Origin of the sequence: Streptomyces sp. NBC_01244, from assembly GCF_035987325.1 — a bacterium.
Classification (GTDB): domain Bacteria; phylum Actinomycetota; class Actinomycetes; order Streptomycetales; family Streptomycetaceae; genus Streptomyces.
In genome coordinates, this window is the sequence record NZ_CP108488.1 from 1,726,241 (window position 1) to 1,742,864 (window position 16,624).

Genomic DNA, 16,624 nt, shown 5'->3' on the forward strand with positions numbered 1-16,624 from the left:
GGACTGCTGCCTGGGTGTGGTGCGTCCTGGTTGGCCGGCCTCTGCTTGCACACACTCGGTCGGGCGGAGCCATCCGTTTCGAACGAGGAGTAGGACAGGTATGAGGAACGAAGCCAAGGTCGTGGTCATTACCGGAGCCAGCAGCGGGATCGGGGAGGCGACGGCTCGGCGGCTCGCTGCGGACGGGCACCGGTTGTTTCTTGGCGCACGGCGTACCGATCGGCTCGATGCGCTGAGCCGGGAGATCGGTGAGGCAGGTGGAACCGCGGTCTTCCAACGGCTCGACGTCACTGACGTCTCCGATGTACGGGCCTTCGTGGCCGCCGCCGGGGAGCATTACGGCCGAGTGGACGTGATGGTGAACAACGCCGGGGTGATGCCGCTCTCGCCGCTGGACGCGCTGAAGGTCGACGAGTGGGACCGGATGATCGACGTCAACGTGCGGGGCGTGCTGCACGGGATCGCCGCCGCCCTGCCCGTGATGCGCGCCCAGGGCGGCGGGCACTTCGTGAACGTCGCCTCCGTCGGTGCGTACGAGGTGTCGCCCACCGCGGCTGTCTACTGCGCGACCAAGTTCGCCGTCCGAGCCATATCCGAAGGGCTGCGCCAGGAGTCGGACGGCTCGGTCCGGGTCACTCTGGTCTCTCCGGGCGTGACCGAGTCCGAGCTGGCCGAAGGGATCTCCGATCCTGTTGCGAGGGAGGCCATGAAGGCCTATCGAGCCGTGGCGCTTCCGGCATCCGCCATCGCCGAGGCCATTGCCTATGCCGTCGCCCAGCCGGCCGGGGTCGACGTCAACGAGATCGTCGTGCGTCCCGCCGCGAGCGCCCGGTGACCGCCGGGAGGCAGGAGGACCTGCTGTGCCGACTGCGGGTCCTGGAGGACAAGGAAGCGCTGCGGCGGCTCGTGATCCGCGGTTGGCGGGCGCTGGACCGGAAGGACTGGCATGCCTGGATCGCCTGCTGGGCCGAGGATGCGGTGCTGGAGTTCGGGCCGTGGGGAGAGATCCACGGGAGGGAGGCGGTCCGGGCGAAGGTGGAGGAGGCGGAGGCCCACTTCCCGAGCATGCAGCACCACATTCTGAACATGGACTTCCAGGTGGAGGGGATCGGGCGACGGGCGTGGGGTACATGTGGTTCGTCGCCGTCACGCGCAGCGGGCAGAGCGCTTCGCCCTACTCCATGGGCGGTCCGTACGACTGGGACTTCCGCCGGGGCCCCGAGGGCGGTTGGTTCCTGGTCCGCCAGAGGCTTGGCGTCTTGGTGGACCGACGGGGACGAGCCGCCGGGCGGCCTCGGCTGAGGGCTGTCCCGGGGCGTCTGTGCGCGACCCGGGTCGGATGCCGGTCGGCTTCGGCGCCGTCAGCGGTGGCCCAGCACGTTGATCACCCGGCCGCTGGGGTCGCGGACGAAGAACCGCCGCACCCCCCACTCCTCGTCCTGCAGGGGGTGGACGATCTCGGCGCCGCGCTCCCGCATGACCGCGTAGGCCGCGTCCACGTCGTCCACCTCCACGCTCAGGTCCGGAACGACCGGCGCGGTCCGGTCGGCGGCCATAAAGCTGATCTGCGCTGCCGGGTGGGAGGGAGAGGCGAGCGTCATGATCCAGCCGAGGTTCATGACCTCCTCGAACCCCAGCGATCCGTAGAACTCCCGGCTCTCCTGCACTGCCTGCGACCGGACGTTGGGCACGACACGACGAACGGACATCCGACGACTCCAAGCGATGGGAAGGGCACCTGCGGGACTACCCAGGAGTGCCAGGAGTACCAGGAGTACTACGGCGCAGCCCTCCGCGCACGCAACCCCACCCCGTGGTTCAACTCCGCCGGGCGTCTTCGACGATCGTCCGCCTCCCCCAGGAAGCTGACGGGGGTCTGACCGTCCGCCGTATTCGCCCCTTGTCCTTCACCGGACTGCGGATAGGGTCCCGTCCGGGGGTGGCAGATGCGCGGAGCTTTCGGTGGAGCTGTCAAAGGGGTGCTGCTGGCCGGCGGTTCGGCCGTGCTGGCCGTTCTGATCTCTCTGGCCGTCAATCAGGCGACCGAGCGGCCTGAATGGGGGCGGGTGGACTGGCTTCGGCGCTATCCCTGGTGGTGGGTGGGCGGCCTGACGGCCGTGGTCGTACTGCTCGCGGGAGTGGCGGCCTGGCGGCAGGAACGCCCCGCCGTGGTCGCCGGGGACCCGCCACCGCCTCCGCGGGTACCGGTCCCGGACTGGGTGGTCGACCGCGGCGAAGCCCGGCAGGCGGTTGCGGCGGTCCGCGTCCCTCACCAGGGCTCCGGGACAGCGGCCGTGGGCATCACCACCTCGCTCGAAGGGGCCGGCGGCTTCGGCAAGACCACTCTCGCCGGGGTCGTCGCAGCCGACGGAAAGGTCCGGCGCCACTTCAAGGGCCGGGTGTACACGGTCACCATCGGCCGGGACGTCCGCGGGCGGTCGGCGATCGCCGCCAAGGTGGCCGAGGTGACCCGGTTCGTCACCGGCGACTCCGAGACCTACGAGGACCCACAGCGGGCCGGCGAGCACCTCGGGCGGCTGCTGGAACTGCGGCCCCGTACCCTGCTGGTGCTGGACGACGTGTGGGAGGCCGAGCAGCTCGCCCCGTTCCTGCTCGGCGGCCGGAACTGCGTACGACTGGTGACCACGCGGGTGGCCGGGCTCCTCCCCGAGGGATCGGTCCGGCTGCGGGTGGACGAGATGTCGCCCGAGCAGGCGCGCACGCTACTGACCCAGGGGTTGCCGGCACTGCCCGCCGAGACCTTCGAGGGGCTGCTGCGCGCAACCGGCCGCTGGGCGCTCCTGCTGCGGCTGACCAACCGTCTGATCGCCGGTCAGGTGGCCACCGGCGCGGACCCCGCCGCCGCTGCCGCCGAGGCCCTGCGCGTCCTGCGCGAGGGCGGACCCGCCGCCGTGGACGCGCTGGCGCCCGGCGCGCCCGTACAGCCGCTGGACCTGAACGATCCGGTCCGCCGGGCGCAGGCCGTGCGTGCCACGGTGGAGGCGGCCACCGGGCTGTTGCCGCCGGACGGGGCGCGGCGCCTGGCAGAGCTGGGCGTATTCGTGGAGGACGAGGCCATTCCGGTGCCGCTGGTGGTCCGGCTGTGGGCAGCCACCGGGGGGCTCACGGAGGCGCAGTCACGGAACCTGTGCGGACAGTTGCACCAGCTGTCGCTGGTCTCCCTCGAACCGGCGGACGGGGGCCGGCTCGGTCTCCACGACGTGTTCCGCGACTACCTCCGCGATGAGTTGGGCGTCGATGAGGTGGGCCGACTGCACCAAGTGCTGGTGGACGCGGCGCTGCCGCCCGGCGCGCATGCGTGGGAACTGACCGACGGCTACCTGCTGGACCACCTGGTCCGGCACCTGCTGTCCTGCGGACCGGCCGAGCGCGCGCTGGAGATCGCCGGCGATCTGCGCTGGGTGGAGCGCCGCCTGCGTCAGCGCGGGCCCGCCGGCCCCTGGAGCGACCTGGCCCGGATCCCCGGCCCCGAAGCGGCGCCACTGGCCCGCGATCTCAACCGGCTCGCGCATCTCGTAGGACCCGTGGAGCCCGCCGGGGCCCTGCGCAACATCCTGTACGACCGGCTGGGCCATCTCCCGCACTGGGGAGCGCAGGTGCAGCGCCTCCAGTCCGGCGCCGAGCCCGCGGTGCGGCCCGCGCTGCTGGCCCGGCTGCCGCAGCCCGACCTGCCGGACCCGGCGCTGCTGCGGACGCTGACGGGGCACGGTGCTCACGTCGCCTCATTGGAGATCTCCGCCGACGGCGCCACGCTCACGAGCACGGATGCGACGGGCGAGCGACGAGCGTGGGACCGGGACAGCGGAACTCGGCTCCCCGACACCGGTTCAGCCCGTGGCACCGGCCCCTTCGCCACCCACGCCACGGACACGTGGTCCGCATCCACGTACGGTGGGAGCCCCGGATCGGTATACATCCACGACGTACCCGGAGGAGCGACCCGCACCGCACTTCCGGGACACGTAGGGAACATCGGGGCGCTGGCCGTCGCTCCTGACGGCTCCTGGCTGGCCGCGGCGGGTGAGGATCACCTGATCCGCCTGTGGGACGCCGCCACTTGGACCTGCCGTGCGGTCCTGCAGGGCCACACCAGCCCGGTGGAGGCCATAGGCGCAGCTCCGGACAGCAGCTTTCTCGTCAGCAGCTGTCAGAACGGGGACCTCTGGTGGTGGCAGGCGACCACCCCGTTCACCCCCCGGGTGATCACCACCGCGGCCGGCCGCGTGCATGTGATCGCCGTCGCGCCCGACGGCAGCTGGTTCGCCGACGGCGGGGAACAGGGCGTGGTCCGCTTCTTCGACCTGGCCTCGACCCGTTGTACGGCCGTCCTTTGGGCACATGTCGGCGAGATCCGGGCGCTGGCGATCGCGCCCGACGGGAGCTGGGTGGCCAGCGGCGGGGCGGACGGCGCGATCCGCCTGTGGGAGACCGCGGCCGCCCGCAACGAACCTCCGAACGACCGCTGGACGTACCCGGTGGCGGGAGTGGCCACCTCCCCGGACGGCACCCTCCTGGCCTCGGTCGGTCATGACGCCACCGTACGCATCTGGGCGACGGAATCAGGGGCTCCCGTACACACCCACGGCGGGGAACACGGCATGGCCACCTGCGCGGTGGTCTGGGACCCCGCCGGCTCATGGGTGGCCACCGCCAGCGCGAACGGGATCGTGGTGGTCCGGGAGGTGGCCACAGGACGGGTCCTGGACCGCGGCGAGTTCCCTTCGGCGACCGCGTTGGCGGTCTCCCCGGATGGTGTCTGGCTGGCAGTGGCAGGTGAAGACAACGCGGTCCGGCTGTGGAACCGCGCAACCGGCAGCACTTCGACACAATCCTTCATCCGTCCCGTGCGCAGACCGGTCTTCGTCCCGGACGCCGCGCCGCTCCTGGCCGACCACGGCCAGGACTTGGCGGATTGGGTCGGGAACAACCCCGGGACCTCGTTGCAGGCCGCGCTCGCCGGGCCGGTGGACACGCTCGCGTTCTCTCCGGACGGCCAGTGGCTGGCCACGGCCGGCGCGGACGCCGTCCTACGGATCTGGGCCCGCGGTGCGCAGGAGGCGGCCACCGCCGTGCGCACGGAGGCCCCGGTGCGCTCGCTCGCCTGGACCCCCGATGGCCGGACCCTGGCCGTCGGGGGCGAACGCGGTCTGTACGTTTACGACTTCAGGCCATGAATCAGCCGACGTGCCGTACTGGAGGGGCAGAGTCGGCGTGCTCCCCGTAGACCGCGGGTATCTGGACGCCGGCGCTCCCCCAACTCCCACAACTCCCCCAGTTCCCCCGGCTCGGCCCAGTCGCTCCCCGGGCGCCTCCTGGTCACGGGCCCCGGACGGCGCCACACTGAAGGATCCGCGACCCCGCACCGGTAGGAGCGACGTGCCCGTCCCGATCATCATCGACTGCGATCCCGGACACGACGACGCCCTCGCGATCATGCTGGCGGCCGGGGACCCCACGGTCGATCTGCTGGCCATCACCACGGTCGCGGGCAATCAGACGCTCGACAAGACCACCCTGAACGCGCGGCGCGTGTGCACCGTGGCCGGGATCACCGATGTGCCCATCGCGGCGGGCTGCGGCAGACCGCTCGTCCAGGCGCTCAGCGTCGCGGAGGACGTGCACGGCGCCTCCGGCCTCGACGGGCCGATGTTCCCGGAGCCCACCGTGGACGTCGTCCCGGAGCACGCGGTGGACCTCATCCACCGGATACTGACCGGGCATCCGGAGCCGGTCACCCTCGTGCCGACGGCGCCGTTGACCAATATCGCCCTCCTGTTGACCCGCTTTCCGCAGGACGCTTCCCGTATCCGCGAGATCGTCCTGATGGGCGGATCGACGGAGCGGGGCAACCGGACCCCTGCGGCCGAGTTCAACATCCTCACGGATCCGGAGGCCGCGGACATCGTCTTCCGCAGCGGCGTTCCCGTCACCATGTGCGGTCTCAACGTCACTCACCAGGCGCTGGCCACGCCCGAGGTGGTGGCCCGCTTCGAGGGGATCGGTACGCCCCTCGGACACATGTGCACCGAGTTGTTGACCTTCTTCGCGTCCACGTACCGCACGCTGTGGGGGTTCCCGCACCCGCCGTTGCACGACCCCGTCGCGGTGGCCCGTGTCATCGATCCCGGGCTCGTGCACTGCGTGGACGCGAACGTCGTCGTGGAGTTGCACGGCCGGTACACACGCGGCGCCACCGTGGTGGACCTGCACCGTGACGTCGACCGCCCGGTCAACGCCCGAGTCGCGGTGGGTCTGGAGACCGACCGGTTCTGGGACCGGATGATCGCCGCCGTCACGGCCCTCGGAGCCCGTACGCCGCGCGAGCGAGGATAGGGGCCACGGTGCACGTACTGGGCAGCAGGATTCTGCTGCGTCCCACGGACCCCGAGCGCTCACGCGCCTTCTACGGCGACACCCTGGGGCTCGCCGTCCACCGCGAGTTCGGCACCGGTCCTGAGCGGGGGACGGTCTACTTCCTCGGCGGCGGGTTCCTCGAGGTATCGGGGCGCGCCCAGGATCCGCCCGCGCCCGGCATTCGACTGTGGCTCCAAGTCGCGGACGTGCAGGCCGCGTACGAGGAACTGAGCGGCCGGGGCGTCGAAGTGCTGCGGCCGCCACGGCGCGAGGCCTGGGGCCTGATCGAGATGTGGATCGCCGACCCCGACGGCGTGCGCATCGCCGTGGTGGAGGTGCCGGCGGACCACCCGCTGCGCTTTCGCCCCTGACCGGGTACGGACTCGCCGCCTGCGCCTCGCGTGCCATGTGCCCTAGCCGCCCGGGACGAACGTCACCGGCAGTGTCAGGGGGCCGCGGAGGCCTCCGGGGCGCCAGGGGATCTCCGCCGGGGAGACGGCGAGGGTGAGGCCGGGCAGGCGCCGCAGGGCGGTGCCGATGGCGATCCGGCCCTCCAGGCGGGCCAGCGGAGCGCCCAGGCAGTAGTGGATGCCGTGCCCGAACGCCAGGTGGGCGTTGTCCGGCCGGGCGATGTCCAGGCGGTCGGGATCCGGGAACCGCTCCGGGTCCCGGTCGGCGAGGGCCGAGCCGATCAGCACGGTCGCGCCGCGCGGGATGTGCACGCCCGCGATCTGCACGTCCTCGCGCGCGAAGCGGGCGATGCCGGGGCTGACCGGGCCGTCGTAGCGGAGGAACTCCTCGATCGCGCCCGGCAGCAGGCCGGGATCGGAGCGCAGCAGGTCGAGCTGGTCGGGGTGGGCGAGCAGCATGGCGATGCCGCCGCCGATCAGGTTGACCGTGGTGAGGTAGCCGGCGGCCAGCAGCAGGAACACCATCGCGACCAGCTCGTCCTCGGTCAGCCGCTGTTCCTCGTCCCGGGCGGTGATGAGGGCGCTGAGCAGGTCGTCGCCCGGGTCCGCCCGCTTGGCGCGGATGAGTCCGGTGACGTACGCGCGCATGTGCTGCCACGCCTCGTTCACCACGGCGGGGTCCGGCGGCTCCGTGCCCCGCATGATCATGCGGTCGGTCCAGTGCTGGAACTCGTGTCGCTCGTCCACCGGGACCCCGAGCAGTTCGCTGATCACCGTGACCGGGAGCGGCAGCGCGAAGTCCGCGACGAGATCGGCGCGGCCGGCCGTCACGACCGCGTCCAGCAGCCGGTCGGTGACGGCCTGGATCCGCGGCCCCAGCTCGGCCACACGGTGGGCGGTGAACGCTGTGGAGACCAGGCGGCGCAGGCGGGTGTGGTCGGGCGGATCACTGCGCAGCATGTTCCCCAGCATCGCCTCGCGCTCCGTGTCGGGCAGCTGCTTCAGGAGCCGGGTGTCCGAGGCATCGCGCACGTCGCTGCTGAGGCGGGAGTCCGACAGGGCCGCGAGCCCGTCCTCGTGGCGGGTGACGAGCCAGGCTTCCAGACCGCCCGCGATGACGACCCTGCGGACCGGGCCGTCCTCGCGGAGCTGCCGGTACAGCGGGAACGGGTCCGCGACGAAGGCCGGGTCGGCGTAGGGGAGAAGGACGGGGCGCTCGCTCACGGCGCCTCCCGCACGCCGGAGCCGCCGCGGATGGATTCCGACGGCGGCCGCTCGCGCAGGGCCCCGTAGGCGATGAAGTAGGCCGGCACCCGGTTCAGCCACCGCGAGTCGGTGACGAGCTCGGTCAGTCGTTTCGCCGCCTGCGGGTGGCCGAACGCGGTGCGCCCGGCCAGCATGGGTTCGATGACCCGGGCGTGGGCCAGGCGTTGCAGGCCCTGGGTCGCCACCGTCGTGGGCATGCGGCGGCGCTGTACGCGGCGCACGTCGTGCAGTCCCACGTTCCCCGCGCGCAGCGGTCCCACGAGGTGGCGGGCCGCGGCCACCGCGTCCTGCACGGCGAGGTTGATGCCGATGCCGAAGACGGGCGACATGGCATGGGCGGCGTCGCCGATGCACAGCAGCCCCGGCCGGTGCCAGCGGCGCAGCCGGTCCAGGCGTACGTCGAGCAGCTTGACCTCGTCCCAGGAGGTGACCGAGTGCGCCCGGTCGGCCAGCCAGGGGACGGCCCGCGTGAACCGGGCCATGAACCGGTCCAGGCCTTCCGCGCGGAGCTCGGCATCGGTTCCCTTGGGGATGAGCCCGGCGATCTGCCAGTAGTCGCCGCGGTCGATGAGCGCGCTGAAGAACCGCTCGCCCAGGCCTCCCACGAGCCCGCTGGGATCGCTTTCGTGGCGCGGCATCCGGAACCACCAGGCGTCCATCGGGCACGGGAAGTTCTCCAGGCCGAGCTCGGGCAGCACCCTGGCGAAGGACCCGCGGCCGTCGCAGGCGACGGTCAGCGTGGCCCGGAGTTCGCCGGCGGCGCCGTCCGCGGTGCGGTACCGCACGCCCGCCACCCGGCCGTGTTCCATCAGGAAGGACGTCGCCTCGGTGTCCATGCGCAGCCGGAAGGAGGGTTCCCTGCTCGCCTCGTCGGCGAGCAGGTCGAGCAGGTCCCACTGGGGCACCATCGCGATGTAGTTGTACTTCCCGGGCAGCGCCCCGATGTTCCCGACCGTGACGAGGGAGCGGTCCGGCCCGATGGGCAGCTGGACGGAGGTCACCCGCCGCTGGGGCAGCCGGGCGAACCGCTCGGCGAGGCCGATGTCGTCCAGCAGCGACAGGGTGGACGGATGCACGGTGTCGCCGCGGAAATCACGGAGGAAGTCGCCGTGTTTCTCCAGCACGGTGACCTCCACCCCGGCCCGGGCCAGCAGCAGGGACAGCACCATCCCGGCGGGCCCGCCTCCCACCACACAGCAGGTCGTACGCTCCACGGCAACCCATCCCTTCGCAGACATCTGCCAGGCCCAACGACGTATACCCCACGAGGGGCTCGGTCGCTGTGGCGCCTTGCGAGTCGGCCGGCCATTGGCTCGAACGCGGCCCGGTTCGGCCGCCCTTCGCCCCTCCACCACCGACGAGCCCGGCACACCACCACCGCTCGACCGCCGACGGCGAAAGTTCGACGTGCCCCTGCCCGGCCGCCATCCCCCCTCCTCGACCCCGACCCCACCTGGCGACACCGGACCCATGCCGCCGCTGAACCGCCTCCACAACTGCCGGTCCCGGCGTCCGGCGCGCGAGACCGTTGTGGCGGCCCGCTACCACCCCGCGAGGAGATTCCGTGCTCGAAGGCTTCGGCGAAGCGCTCGCGGACCGGGAGTACTACCTGCCGCTGCCCAGCGTGACCGACCCCGGGCCGCGCCTCGCTCCCGGCGAGGTGCCGCCGGGCCTGCGCGGCGCCGACCAGGGCATCTGGACGGCCTGGGGCAGCGCGCGGACCGGGCTCGCCGAGCAGGGCTGGAAGATCCACATATCGGCGCGGCTGGACCGGGCGCAGCACGTGCTCGACACCGTCGCCCGGATCTGTTTCTCCGAAGGCGTGCCGTTCAAGCATCTGAGCGCCCGGCTCTTCTTCCTGTTCCTCCATCACAAACACGCAGGGCGGGCCCAGGCGGGCAAGTTCTGCGCCGTCTACCCGCCGGACACCGCGACCGCCCGCCGGCTGCTGGAACGCCTGCGCGACGCGCTCGACGGGGAGGAGGGGCCGTACGTCCTCACCGACCGGCGCTTTCGCGACTCGCGGACGGTCCACTACCGCTACGGCTCCTTCAGCGGCCACGGCCGGCTGCTGGCCGACGGCACCCGGCAGGGGCTGGTCCGCGACGGCTCCGGCCGCGAGGTCCCGGACCTGCGGCTGCCCGCCTTCCACCTGCCCGCGGGGATCGCGGACCCCTTCGTCGAGCAGGAGGAGCAGCCGCACACGGGCCCGATCCTGATCCGCGACTACGAGGTGACCCGCGCGGTGCGCCTGAGCAACGCGGGCGGCACCTACCAGGCCCGGGACCGGCGGACCGGCCGCACCGTCTTCGTCAAGGAGGCCCGCGCCCACAACGGTCTGGTCTTCGACGGGACCGACGCGCAGCAGCGGCTGCGGCACGAGTACCGCGTGCTGCGCGAGCTGCACGCGGCCGCCCCCGGGGTGGGCCCGGAGCCGCTGGACCACTTCACGGAGTGGGAGCACGACTTCCTCGTCACCGAGTACGTCTCCGGGCAGCCGCTGGTGGGCTGGCTGAGCCGGTCCTCCCCGCTGGCCCGCGCCGACCGCACGGCCGGGTCCGTCGCCGCGTACTACGAGGCGTGCCGGCGCCTGCTGGCCGCGCTGGACGCCTCGCTGGAGCGGCTGCACTCCGCCGGCTACCGCTTCGGTGACCTCAGCCTGGGCAACGTCATGGTCACGCCGTCGGGCGGGATCCGGCTGGTGGACTTCGAGGCGGCCTCGGCGCTGTCCGCGGCGCCCTCCGCAATGGGCACCCCGGGATTCACGCCGCCGCCCGGCGTGCGCCGGGCCGGCAGCGATCCGCTGCTGCAGGACCGGTACGGCATGTCGGCGGTCGCGCTCGCCTTCCTGGCGCCGTTCAACGAGATCGCCGAGCACGCGCCCGCCAACCTCGCGCTGCTGCGCCGCGACCTGGCGGACGTGGCTCCGCCGCAGGACCTGTGGCAGCGGGCCACAGCCTTCCACCTGACGGGGAACCAGACGCAGGACCAGACCCAGGAGCAGACCCAGGACAAGGCGCAGGACAAGGCGCAGGACAAGGCGCGGGGCCAGGCCCAGGACGGTCCCGACCGCCTGCCCTCCCCCGCCGAGCTGGACACCGATCCTCGTGGCTGCCTCACCCGGCTGGCCGGGGAGGTGGCCGCGGGGCTGCTGGAGATGGCCGACGCCGACCGGCCGGAGTGGGCCTTCCCGCCCTCGCCGGAAGCGTTCCGGACGAACAACGTGTGCCTGGCCTACGGCACGGCCGGGGTGGTGCACGCCTTGCACCGCGCCGGGGCCGCGGTGCCGGAGGAGATCCGCGAACGGCTGCGCCGGGACACGCTGGCGCAGCGCGACGCGCTGCCCCCCGGACTGCTCGTCGGCTCGGCCGGCATCGCCCGGGTACTGGCCGGCCTCGGCCTGCTGGACGAGGCCGCCAGCCTGCTCCGGGACGCCGACGACCACCCGCTCACCGCCTCCTGCGGCACGCTGGCCGGCGGGCGGGCCGGGGTCGGCCTGGGCTGGCTCGCCCTGCACCGACTGACCGGGGAGAGCAGCCACCTGGAGCGCGCCGCCGCGGCGGGGGAGGGCCTGCTGCGGACCCCCGACCTGCCTGCCACGCTCGGCGAGCACGACGCCCGCGGCCTGCTGCACGGCCGCTCGGGGCTCGCCCTCTTCCTCCACCGCCTGGCCCGAGACACCGGCGAGGCCCGCTACCTGGAGGCGGGCCGCCTGCTGCTCCACCAGGAGCTGGACCGGACCTTTCCGCTGGACGACGGCTCCCTGTCCATATCCGACCATGCGCGGCTCACCCGTGCCATGCCGTACCTGGCCACGGGCGCGGCCGGTGTCGCGACAGCGCTCACCCGCTACGTGGCCACCGCGCCGGACGAGCGCTGCGCCGCGGCGCTGCCGAGGCTGGTCGCCGGCATCCGGGTCTCCTGCGCCACGAAGGAGGCGGGCCTGTACCGGGGGCTGGCCGGACTGACCTGGTTCCTGACCGAGCACGCCGAGCACGCCGGCACGCACGCCGCCGGCACGGACGCCGCCCGCGGGGACACCGCCCGCAGGGACGCCGTCCGCGCCGCGACCGGCTTGCTGAAGTACGCCGTCCCGTACCGGCGCGGTGTCCGCTTCCTCGGAGCGGGTTCGCAGCGGTTCACCGCCGACCTGTCCGGCGGCGGGGCCGGTGTCCTGCTGGCCCTCCACCGCCTGCTGGCCGGCCCGCTCCTGACGGAGCCCCACCGCGCACGTCCCGGGATCCCGGCAGCCGCCGGATCGCACCGGGCGGGCACCCCATGAACACCTGGGCACGGCGGCGAGCAGCCCCGTGCCCGGGTACGCAGTTGTCAACCGACACGACCCGAGAAGAAAGTGGAGGACACCCATGAGCCAGATCCTCGCGCTCCAGGCACTGGACACCGAGCCGGAGGCCGAATACTTCCCCTGCTTCAGCGTTGCCTGGAGCATCAGCGACATCTTCCCGGACCCGATGTAACCAGCCCCGTGTAACCAGCCCGGTGTAACCAGCCGGCATCCGCGGCGGGCCGGGACCGGTGGCCGAGCCGCCGGTCCCGGCCCGCCGCGTTCCCCTGCCCCGCGGCGCGGCACGCTTCCCCCCGCGCACCGCCGATGGGGCCCGCATAATGGATGGAACGGCGCGTGGAAGGGGACGTCTCGTGCCATCGGCTCTGCCGGGGGGCGAGAAGGCTCACGGCCCGTTCTGGTCCGAGCCGGGGACGCTGCTGGAGCACGTGCCCGTGGCCGTCTTCGGCATCGATGACGGCGACCTCGTCTGTTACTGGGGGCCCGGCGCGCGGGACCTCTTCGGGTACGACTCCCCCGCCGTCCTGTCCAAGCCCGGCGCCGTTCTCTTCGCCGACGGGCCCCGGAGCGGATCCGATTCCTGTAGCCGGCTGACGGAGCGGGGCAGGACCCTCGGGTACTGGAGGGGCCGGCTGCCGGCACGGCATCGTGACGCCACGGTCTTCGAGTGCGGTTTCCGGGCCTTCTCCGTGACCGGAGCCGCAGGACGTTCGGTGGTGATGGTCCTGGCGAGCCGCAGCGGTGAACTCGACCGGGTCAAGACCAACCTCGCCTTCCTCGACGCCCTCTTCGAGACCTGCCCCATCGGTCTGGTCATGCTCGACCCGGACCTGCGGTACGTCCACCTCAACCAGGCGCTCGCCGACATGGACGGCCTTCCGATCGAGGCGCACCTCGGGCGGCACATGGACGAATTCATGATCATGTCCGATGGCGGCGAGTACCAGCGCATGCTCCGGGCCGTCGCGCTGGGCGGAGCGCCGGTCGTGGGGACGCTGGTGGGTCTGCGGCCGCGCGGACATCCGGACCGTGACCAGGTGCGGTCGGTGAGTTTCTTCCCCCTGAGTCAGGCGGTCGGCTCGCGCCCCGGAGTGGGCGGGCTGATGGTGGACGTGACGGACCGGGAGCAGGCCATCCTGGAAGCCACCGCCAGCCGTCGGCGGCTGGCTCTGCTGGACGGGGCCTCCACTCGCATCGGGACCACCCTGGACGTGAACATCACCGCCCAGGAGCTGGTCGACGCGTCGATGCCGGACTTCTGCGACGGCGCCGTGGTCGAGGTCGTGGAGTGGATGGACGAGGACGAGGTCTTCGACCCGGCGAGATTGCTGGTCACCCGACGTATCGCCTCCGGGACGATCCTGCCGCCTCCGGCCACCGAACTCGTGAGCGGGGTGGAGACGGTGCGGTATCCGCCCGGCTCCGTCATCCACGACATGCTGCGAACCGGTCGTGCGATCTCCGCCGTGGTGAACGAGGACTTTCTGGCCCGGACCGTCCTCATCGAGTCACGCGCGCGGCTCTTCGCCGAGAGCGGGTTGGCCTGCGTCCTCGTCGCCCCGCTCATCGCCAGGGGCACCGTCCAGGGGATCGCCATGTTCGGCCGGTCCGAGGACCGGCCGGCCTTCACCCGGGACGATGTCAGCCTGGCGGGTGAGCTCGCCTCACGTGCTGCGATCTGCCTGGACAACGCCCGTCTGTACAGCCGTGTCCAGGACATCGCCCTCACACTGCAGCGGGCCCTGCTGCCCAGCGCGTTGGCGACCAGCCCGTACGTGGAGGTGGCGCACCGGTACGTGCCCGGCAGCCGGATCACCGAGGTCGGCGGCGACTGGTACGACGTGATCAACCTGCCCGACGGCCGGGTCGTCCTCGTGGTGGGCGACGTGATGGGGCACGGAGTGTCGGCCGCCGCGGCCATGGGCCGCCTCCGCATCACCACCAAGGCCCTGGCCAGGCACGACAGCGAGCCCGCCGAGCTGCTCGCCGAGCTCGACGCGTGCGCCCAGGAGGCCGGCATCGAGCTGGCGACGTGCCTGTACATCGTCTACGACCCGAAGACCGGCCGCGCCCGCATCGCCAGCGCCGGCCATCCCCCGCCCCTGATACTCCGACCGGACGGCACGGTGGAGACCATCGACGAGGTCCTGGGAGTGCCCCTCGGCGTCGGCGGCTTCCCCTTCCGGACGACCGAGATCGAACTCCCCGCGCACGCGACCCTCGCCCTGTACACCGACGGCCTCATCGAGGCACGCGGCCGGGACATCGAGGCCGGCCTGGAAGCACTGCGCACCGAACTGGGAGGAAAACCGGTGGCGTTGGAAGAAACGGCGGACCGCATCCTCGCGAACCTGCTGCCCACCCCGCCGACCGACGACACCGTTCTCATCCTCGCGCGCGTCCACCGCGCCCCGTAGACACAACGAGGCGGCGAAGACGGCTGCCGCCGACCGTCGCCCCGGTGTCCTCGCTCACGCGCGGCCGGCGGGATCCTGGGCCTGGTCCCGGAGGTCCTCCGAGGGTTCGGGCCGGGACGGCACCGCGCCCGGGGTGGCCGCTCCCGGAGGGGTGCGGGAGCTGCCGGCCCAGGCAGCCACGGGTTCGGTGAAGCGGGCGGTCAGCGGACCGATCACCACGAGTATCAGCACGTACGCGGTGGCGAGCGGGCCCAGCGCGGGCTCGATGCCGGAGGTGACGGCGAGGCCGGCGATGACGATGGAGAACTCCCCGCGGGCCACGAGCGTGCCGCCGGCCCGCCAGCGCCCCTTGACCCCGATGCCGGCCCGCTTCGCGGCCCAGTACCCGGTCGCGATCTTCGTACCGGCGGTGACGACCGCCAGGGCCAGTGCGGGCAGCAGGACCGGCGGGATGCTCGCGGGGTCGGTGTGGAGGCCGAAGAAGACGAAGAACACGGCGGCGAAGAGGTCCCGGAGCGGGCTGAGCAGGGTGTGAGTGCCCTCGGCGACCTCGCCGGACAGGGCGATGCCCACGAGGAACGCGCCCACGGCGGCGGAAACCTGGAGCTGCTGGGCGATGCCCGCGACGAGCAGGGTCAGGCCGAGGACCACGAGGAGGAGCTTCTCTGGGTCGTTGCTGGACACGAAGCGGGAGATGTGGCGTCCGTAGCGGACCGCGATGAACAGGACCGCTCCGGCGACGCCGAGGGCGATGGCCAGGGTCGCACTGCCCGCGGCGAGGCTCACGCCGGCGAGGAGGGCGGTGATGATCGGCAGGTAGACCGCCATCGCGAGGTCTTCGAGGACCAGGATGGACAGGATGACCGGGGTCTCGCGGTTGCCGACCCGGCCCAGGTCTCCCATGACCTTGGCGATGACTCCGGAGGAGGAGATCCATGTGACGCCGGCCAGGACCACGGCGGCGACGGGGCTCCAGCCCATGAGCAGGGCGGCGGCCGCGCCGGGGACCGCGTTGAGGCCGAAGTCGACCATCCCGGCCGGGTACTGGGTCTTGAGGTTGGAGACCAGATCGCTGGCCGTGTACTCCAGGCCGAGCATGAGCAGGAGGAGGATCACGCCGATCTCGGCGCCGATCGCGACGAACTCCTCGCTCGCTCCCATGGGCAGCAGGCCGCCGGTCCCGAAGGCCAGACCGGCCAGGAGGTAGAGGGGGATGGGGGAGAACTTCAGGCGTCCGGCGACTCGGCCGAGCAGGCCCAGGCCGAGGATGATCGCGCCGAACTCGATGAGGAACACAGCGGAGTGCACGGGCGTCACTCCCGCCCGAGTATCGCGGCGGCGGCATCGACGCCCTCGCGGGTGCCGATCACGATGAGGGTGTCCCCGCCCGCGAGGCGGAAGTCCGGCGCGGGCGAGGGCCGGGCTTCCGCCCGGCGCAGTACCGCCACGATCGAGACGCCGGTATCGGTCCGCATCCGGGTCTCGCCCAGCACCCGTCCGTTCCAGTACGAGTGGGCCGACAGCTCGATCCGCTCGGCCACCAGGCCGAGATCGGTGGTGTGCAGGACGTTCGGGCTGTGGTGGGCGGGCATCAGCGCGTCGATCAGGGAGGCCGTCTCCGCACCCGTCAGGTGCAGGGACTGGGCGCAGGCGTCGGGGTCGTCGGCCCGGTAGAGGTTCACGGTCCGTGTGCCGTCGCGGTGCGCGACCACGGACAGGTGGCGGCGCTCGCGGGTGGTGAGGTCGTACTGGACCCCGATGCCGGGCAGTGGTGTGGTGCTCATCCGTGGAGCAGGCACAGCTGTCCCCCCTCGTGTTCGTTCCGTACGCGTGATGCCGTCGGCGGTGTG

Annotated in this window: 12 protein-coding genes; 7 read left to right on the forward strand and 5 right to left on the reverse strand. The window is 72.5% G+C overall.

The features are described 5' to 3' along the window. Positions 1-100 precede the first annotated feature (100 nt). Positions 101-835 carry an SDR family oxidoreductase gene (locus OG247_RS07470; RefSeq protein WP_327251491.1) on the forward strand — a complete coding sequence of 245 codons (735 nt, stop codon included), beginning with the start codon at positions 101-103 and terminating at the stop codon, positions 833-835. Positions 836-906: 71 nt separating this feature from the next. Beyond that, complete coding sequence (locus OG247_RS07475) at positions 907-1,302, forward strand: nuclear transport factor 2 family protein (protein ID WP_327257370.1); 396 nt, start codon at positions 907-909, stop codon at positions 1,300-1,302. 59 nt (positions 1,303-1,361) lie between these two features. Here the strand turns inward: OG247_RS07475 and OG247_RS07480 are convergent, their stop codons facing one another. Further along, positions 1,362-1,709 carry a VOC family protein gene (locus tag OG247_RS07480; protein ID WP_327251492.1) on the reverse strand — a complete coding sequence of 116 codons (348 nt, stop codon included), beginning with the start codon at positions 1,707-1,709 and terminating at the stop codon, positions 1,362-1,364. Between the two features lie 237 nt (positions 1,710-1,946). On the opposite strand from OG247_RS07480, the gene OG247_RS07485 reads away from it, so the two are divergent. The 3 genes from OG247_RS07485 to OG247_RS07495 all read left to right on the forward strand — a co-directional run bounded on the left by OG247_RS07485 (position 1,947) and on the right by OG247_RS07495 (position 6,746). Further along, on the forward strand, positions 1,947-5,195 hold the full coding sequence (locus OG247_RS07485) for an NB-ARC domain-containing protein (RefSeq protein ID WP_327251493.1): 3,249 nt from the start codon (positions 1,947-1,949) through the stop codon (positions 5,193-5,195). A gap of 202 nt (positions 5,196-5,397) precedes the next feature. Continuing rightward, the gene (locus OG247_RS07490; protein WP_327251494.1) at positions 5,398-6,354 is read left to right on the forward strand and encodes a nucleoside hydrolase; all 957 of its coding nucleotides are present in this window, start codon (positions 5,398-5,400) and stop codon (positions 6,352-6,354) included. Between the two features lie 8 nt (positions 6,355-6,362). Then, positions 6,363-6,746 carry a VOC family protein gene (locus OG247_RS07495; RefSeq protein WP_327251495.1) on the forward strand — a complete coding sequence of 128 codons (384 nt, stop codon included), beginning with the start codon at positions 6,363-6,365 and terminating at the stop codon, positions 6,744-6,746. 42 nt (positions 6,747-6,788) lie between these two features. On the opposite strand, the gene OG247_RS07500 is transcribed toward OG247_RS07495, so the two are convergent. Then, positions 6,789-8,009: a cytochrome P450 family protein gene (locus OG247_RS07500; RefSeq protein WP_327251496.1), complete on the reverse strand. Its 1,221-nt coding sequence runs from the start codon at positions 8,007-8,009 to the stop codon at positions 6,789-6,791. Continuing rightward, positions 8,006-9,265 (reverse strand): FAD-dependent oxidoreductase, encoded by a 1,260-nt coding sequence (locus tag OG247_RS07505; RefSeq protein ID WP_327251497.1) that lies wholly within the window; start codon positions 9,263-9,265, stop codon positions 8,006-8,008. Before OG247_RS07505 ends, OG247_RS07500 begins: the two co-directional genes overlap by 4 nt. A gap of 350 nt (positions 9,266-9,615) precedes the next feature. On the opposite strand from OG247_RS07505, the gene lanKC reads away from it, so the two are divergent. Further along, a complete protein-coding gene (gene lanKC / locus OG247_RS07510; protein WP_327251498.1) occupies positions 9,616-12,333 on the forward strand; it encodes a class III lanthionine synthetase LanKC in 2,718 nt (905 codons plus the stop codon). A 377-nt stretch (positions 12,334-12,710) separates the two neighbouring features. Further along, complete coding sequence (locus tag OG247_RS07515; protein ID WP_327251499.1) at positions 12,711-14,774, forward strand: SpoIIE family protein phosphatase; 2,064 nt, start codon at positions 12,711-12,713, stop codon at positions 14,772-14,774. A gap of 54 nt (positions 14,775-14,828) precedes the next feature. Here the strand turns inward: OG247_RS07515 and OG247_RS07520 are convergent, their stop codons facing one another. Next, positions 14,829-16,082 (reverse strand): cation:proton antiporter, encoded by a 1,254-nt coding sequence (locus OG247_RS07520; RefSeq protein ID WP_327251500.1) that lies wholly within the window; start codon positions 16,080-16,082, stop codon positions 14,829-14,831. Between the two features lie 5 nt (positions 16,083-16,087). After that, a complete protein-coding gene (locus OG247_RS07525; RefSeq protein ID WP_327251501.1) occupies positions 16,088-16,558 on the reverse strand; it encodes a cation:proton antiporter regulatory subunit in 471 nt (156 codons plus the stop codon). Positions 16,559-16,624 lie beyond the last annotated feature (66 nt).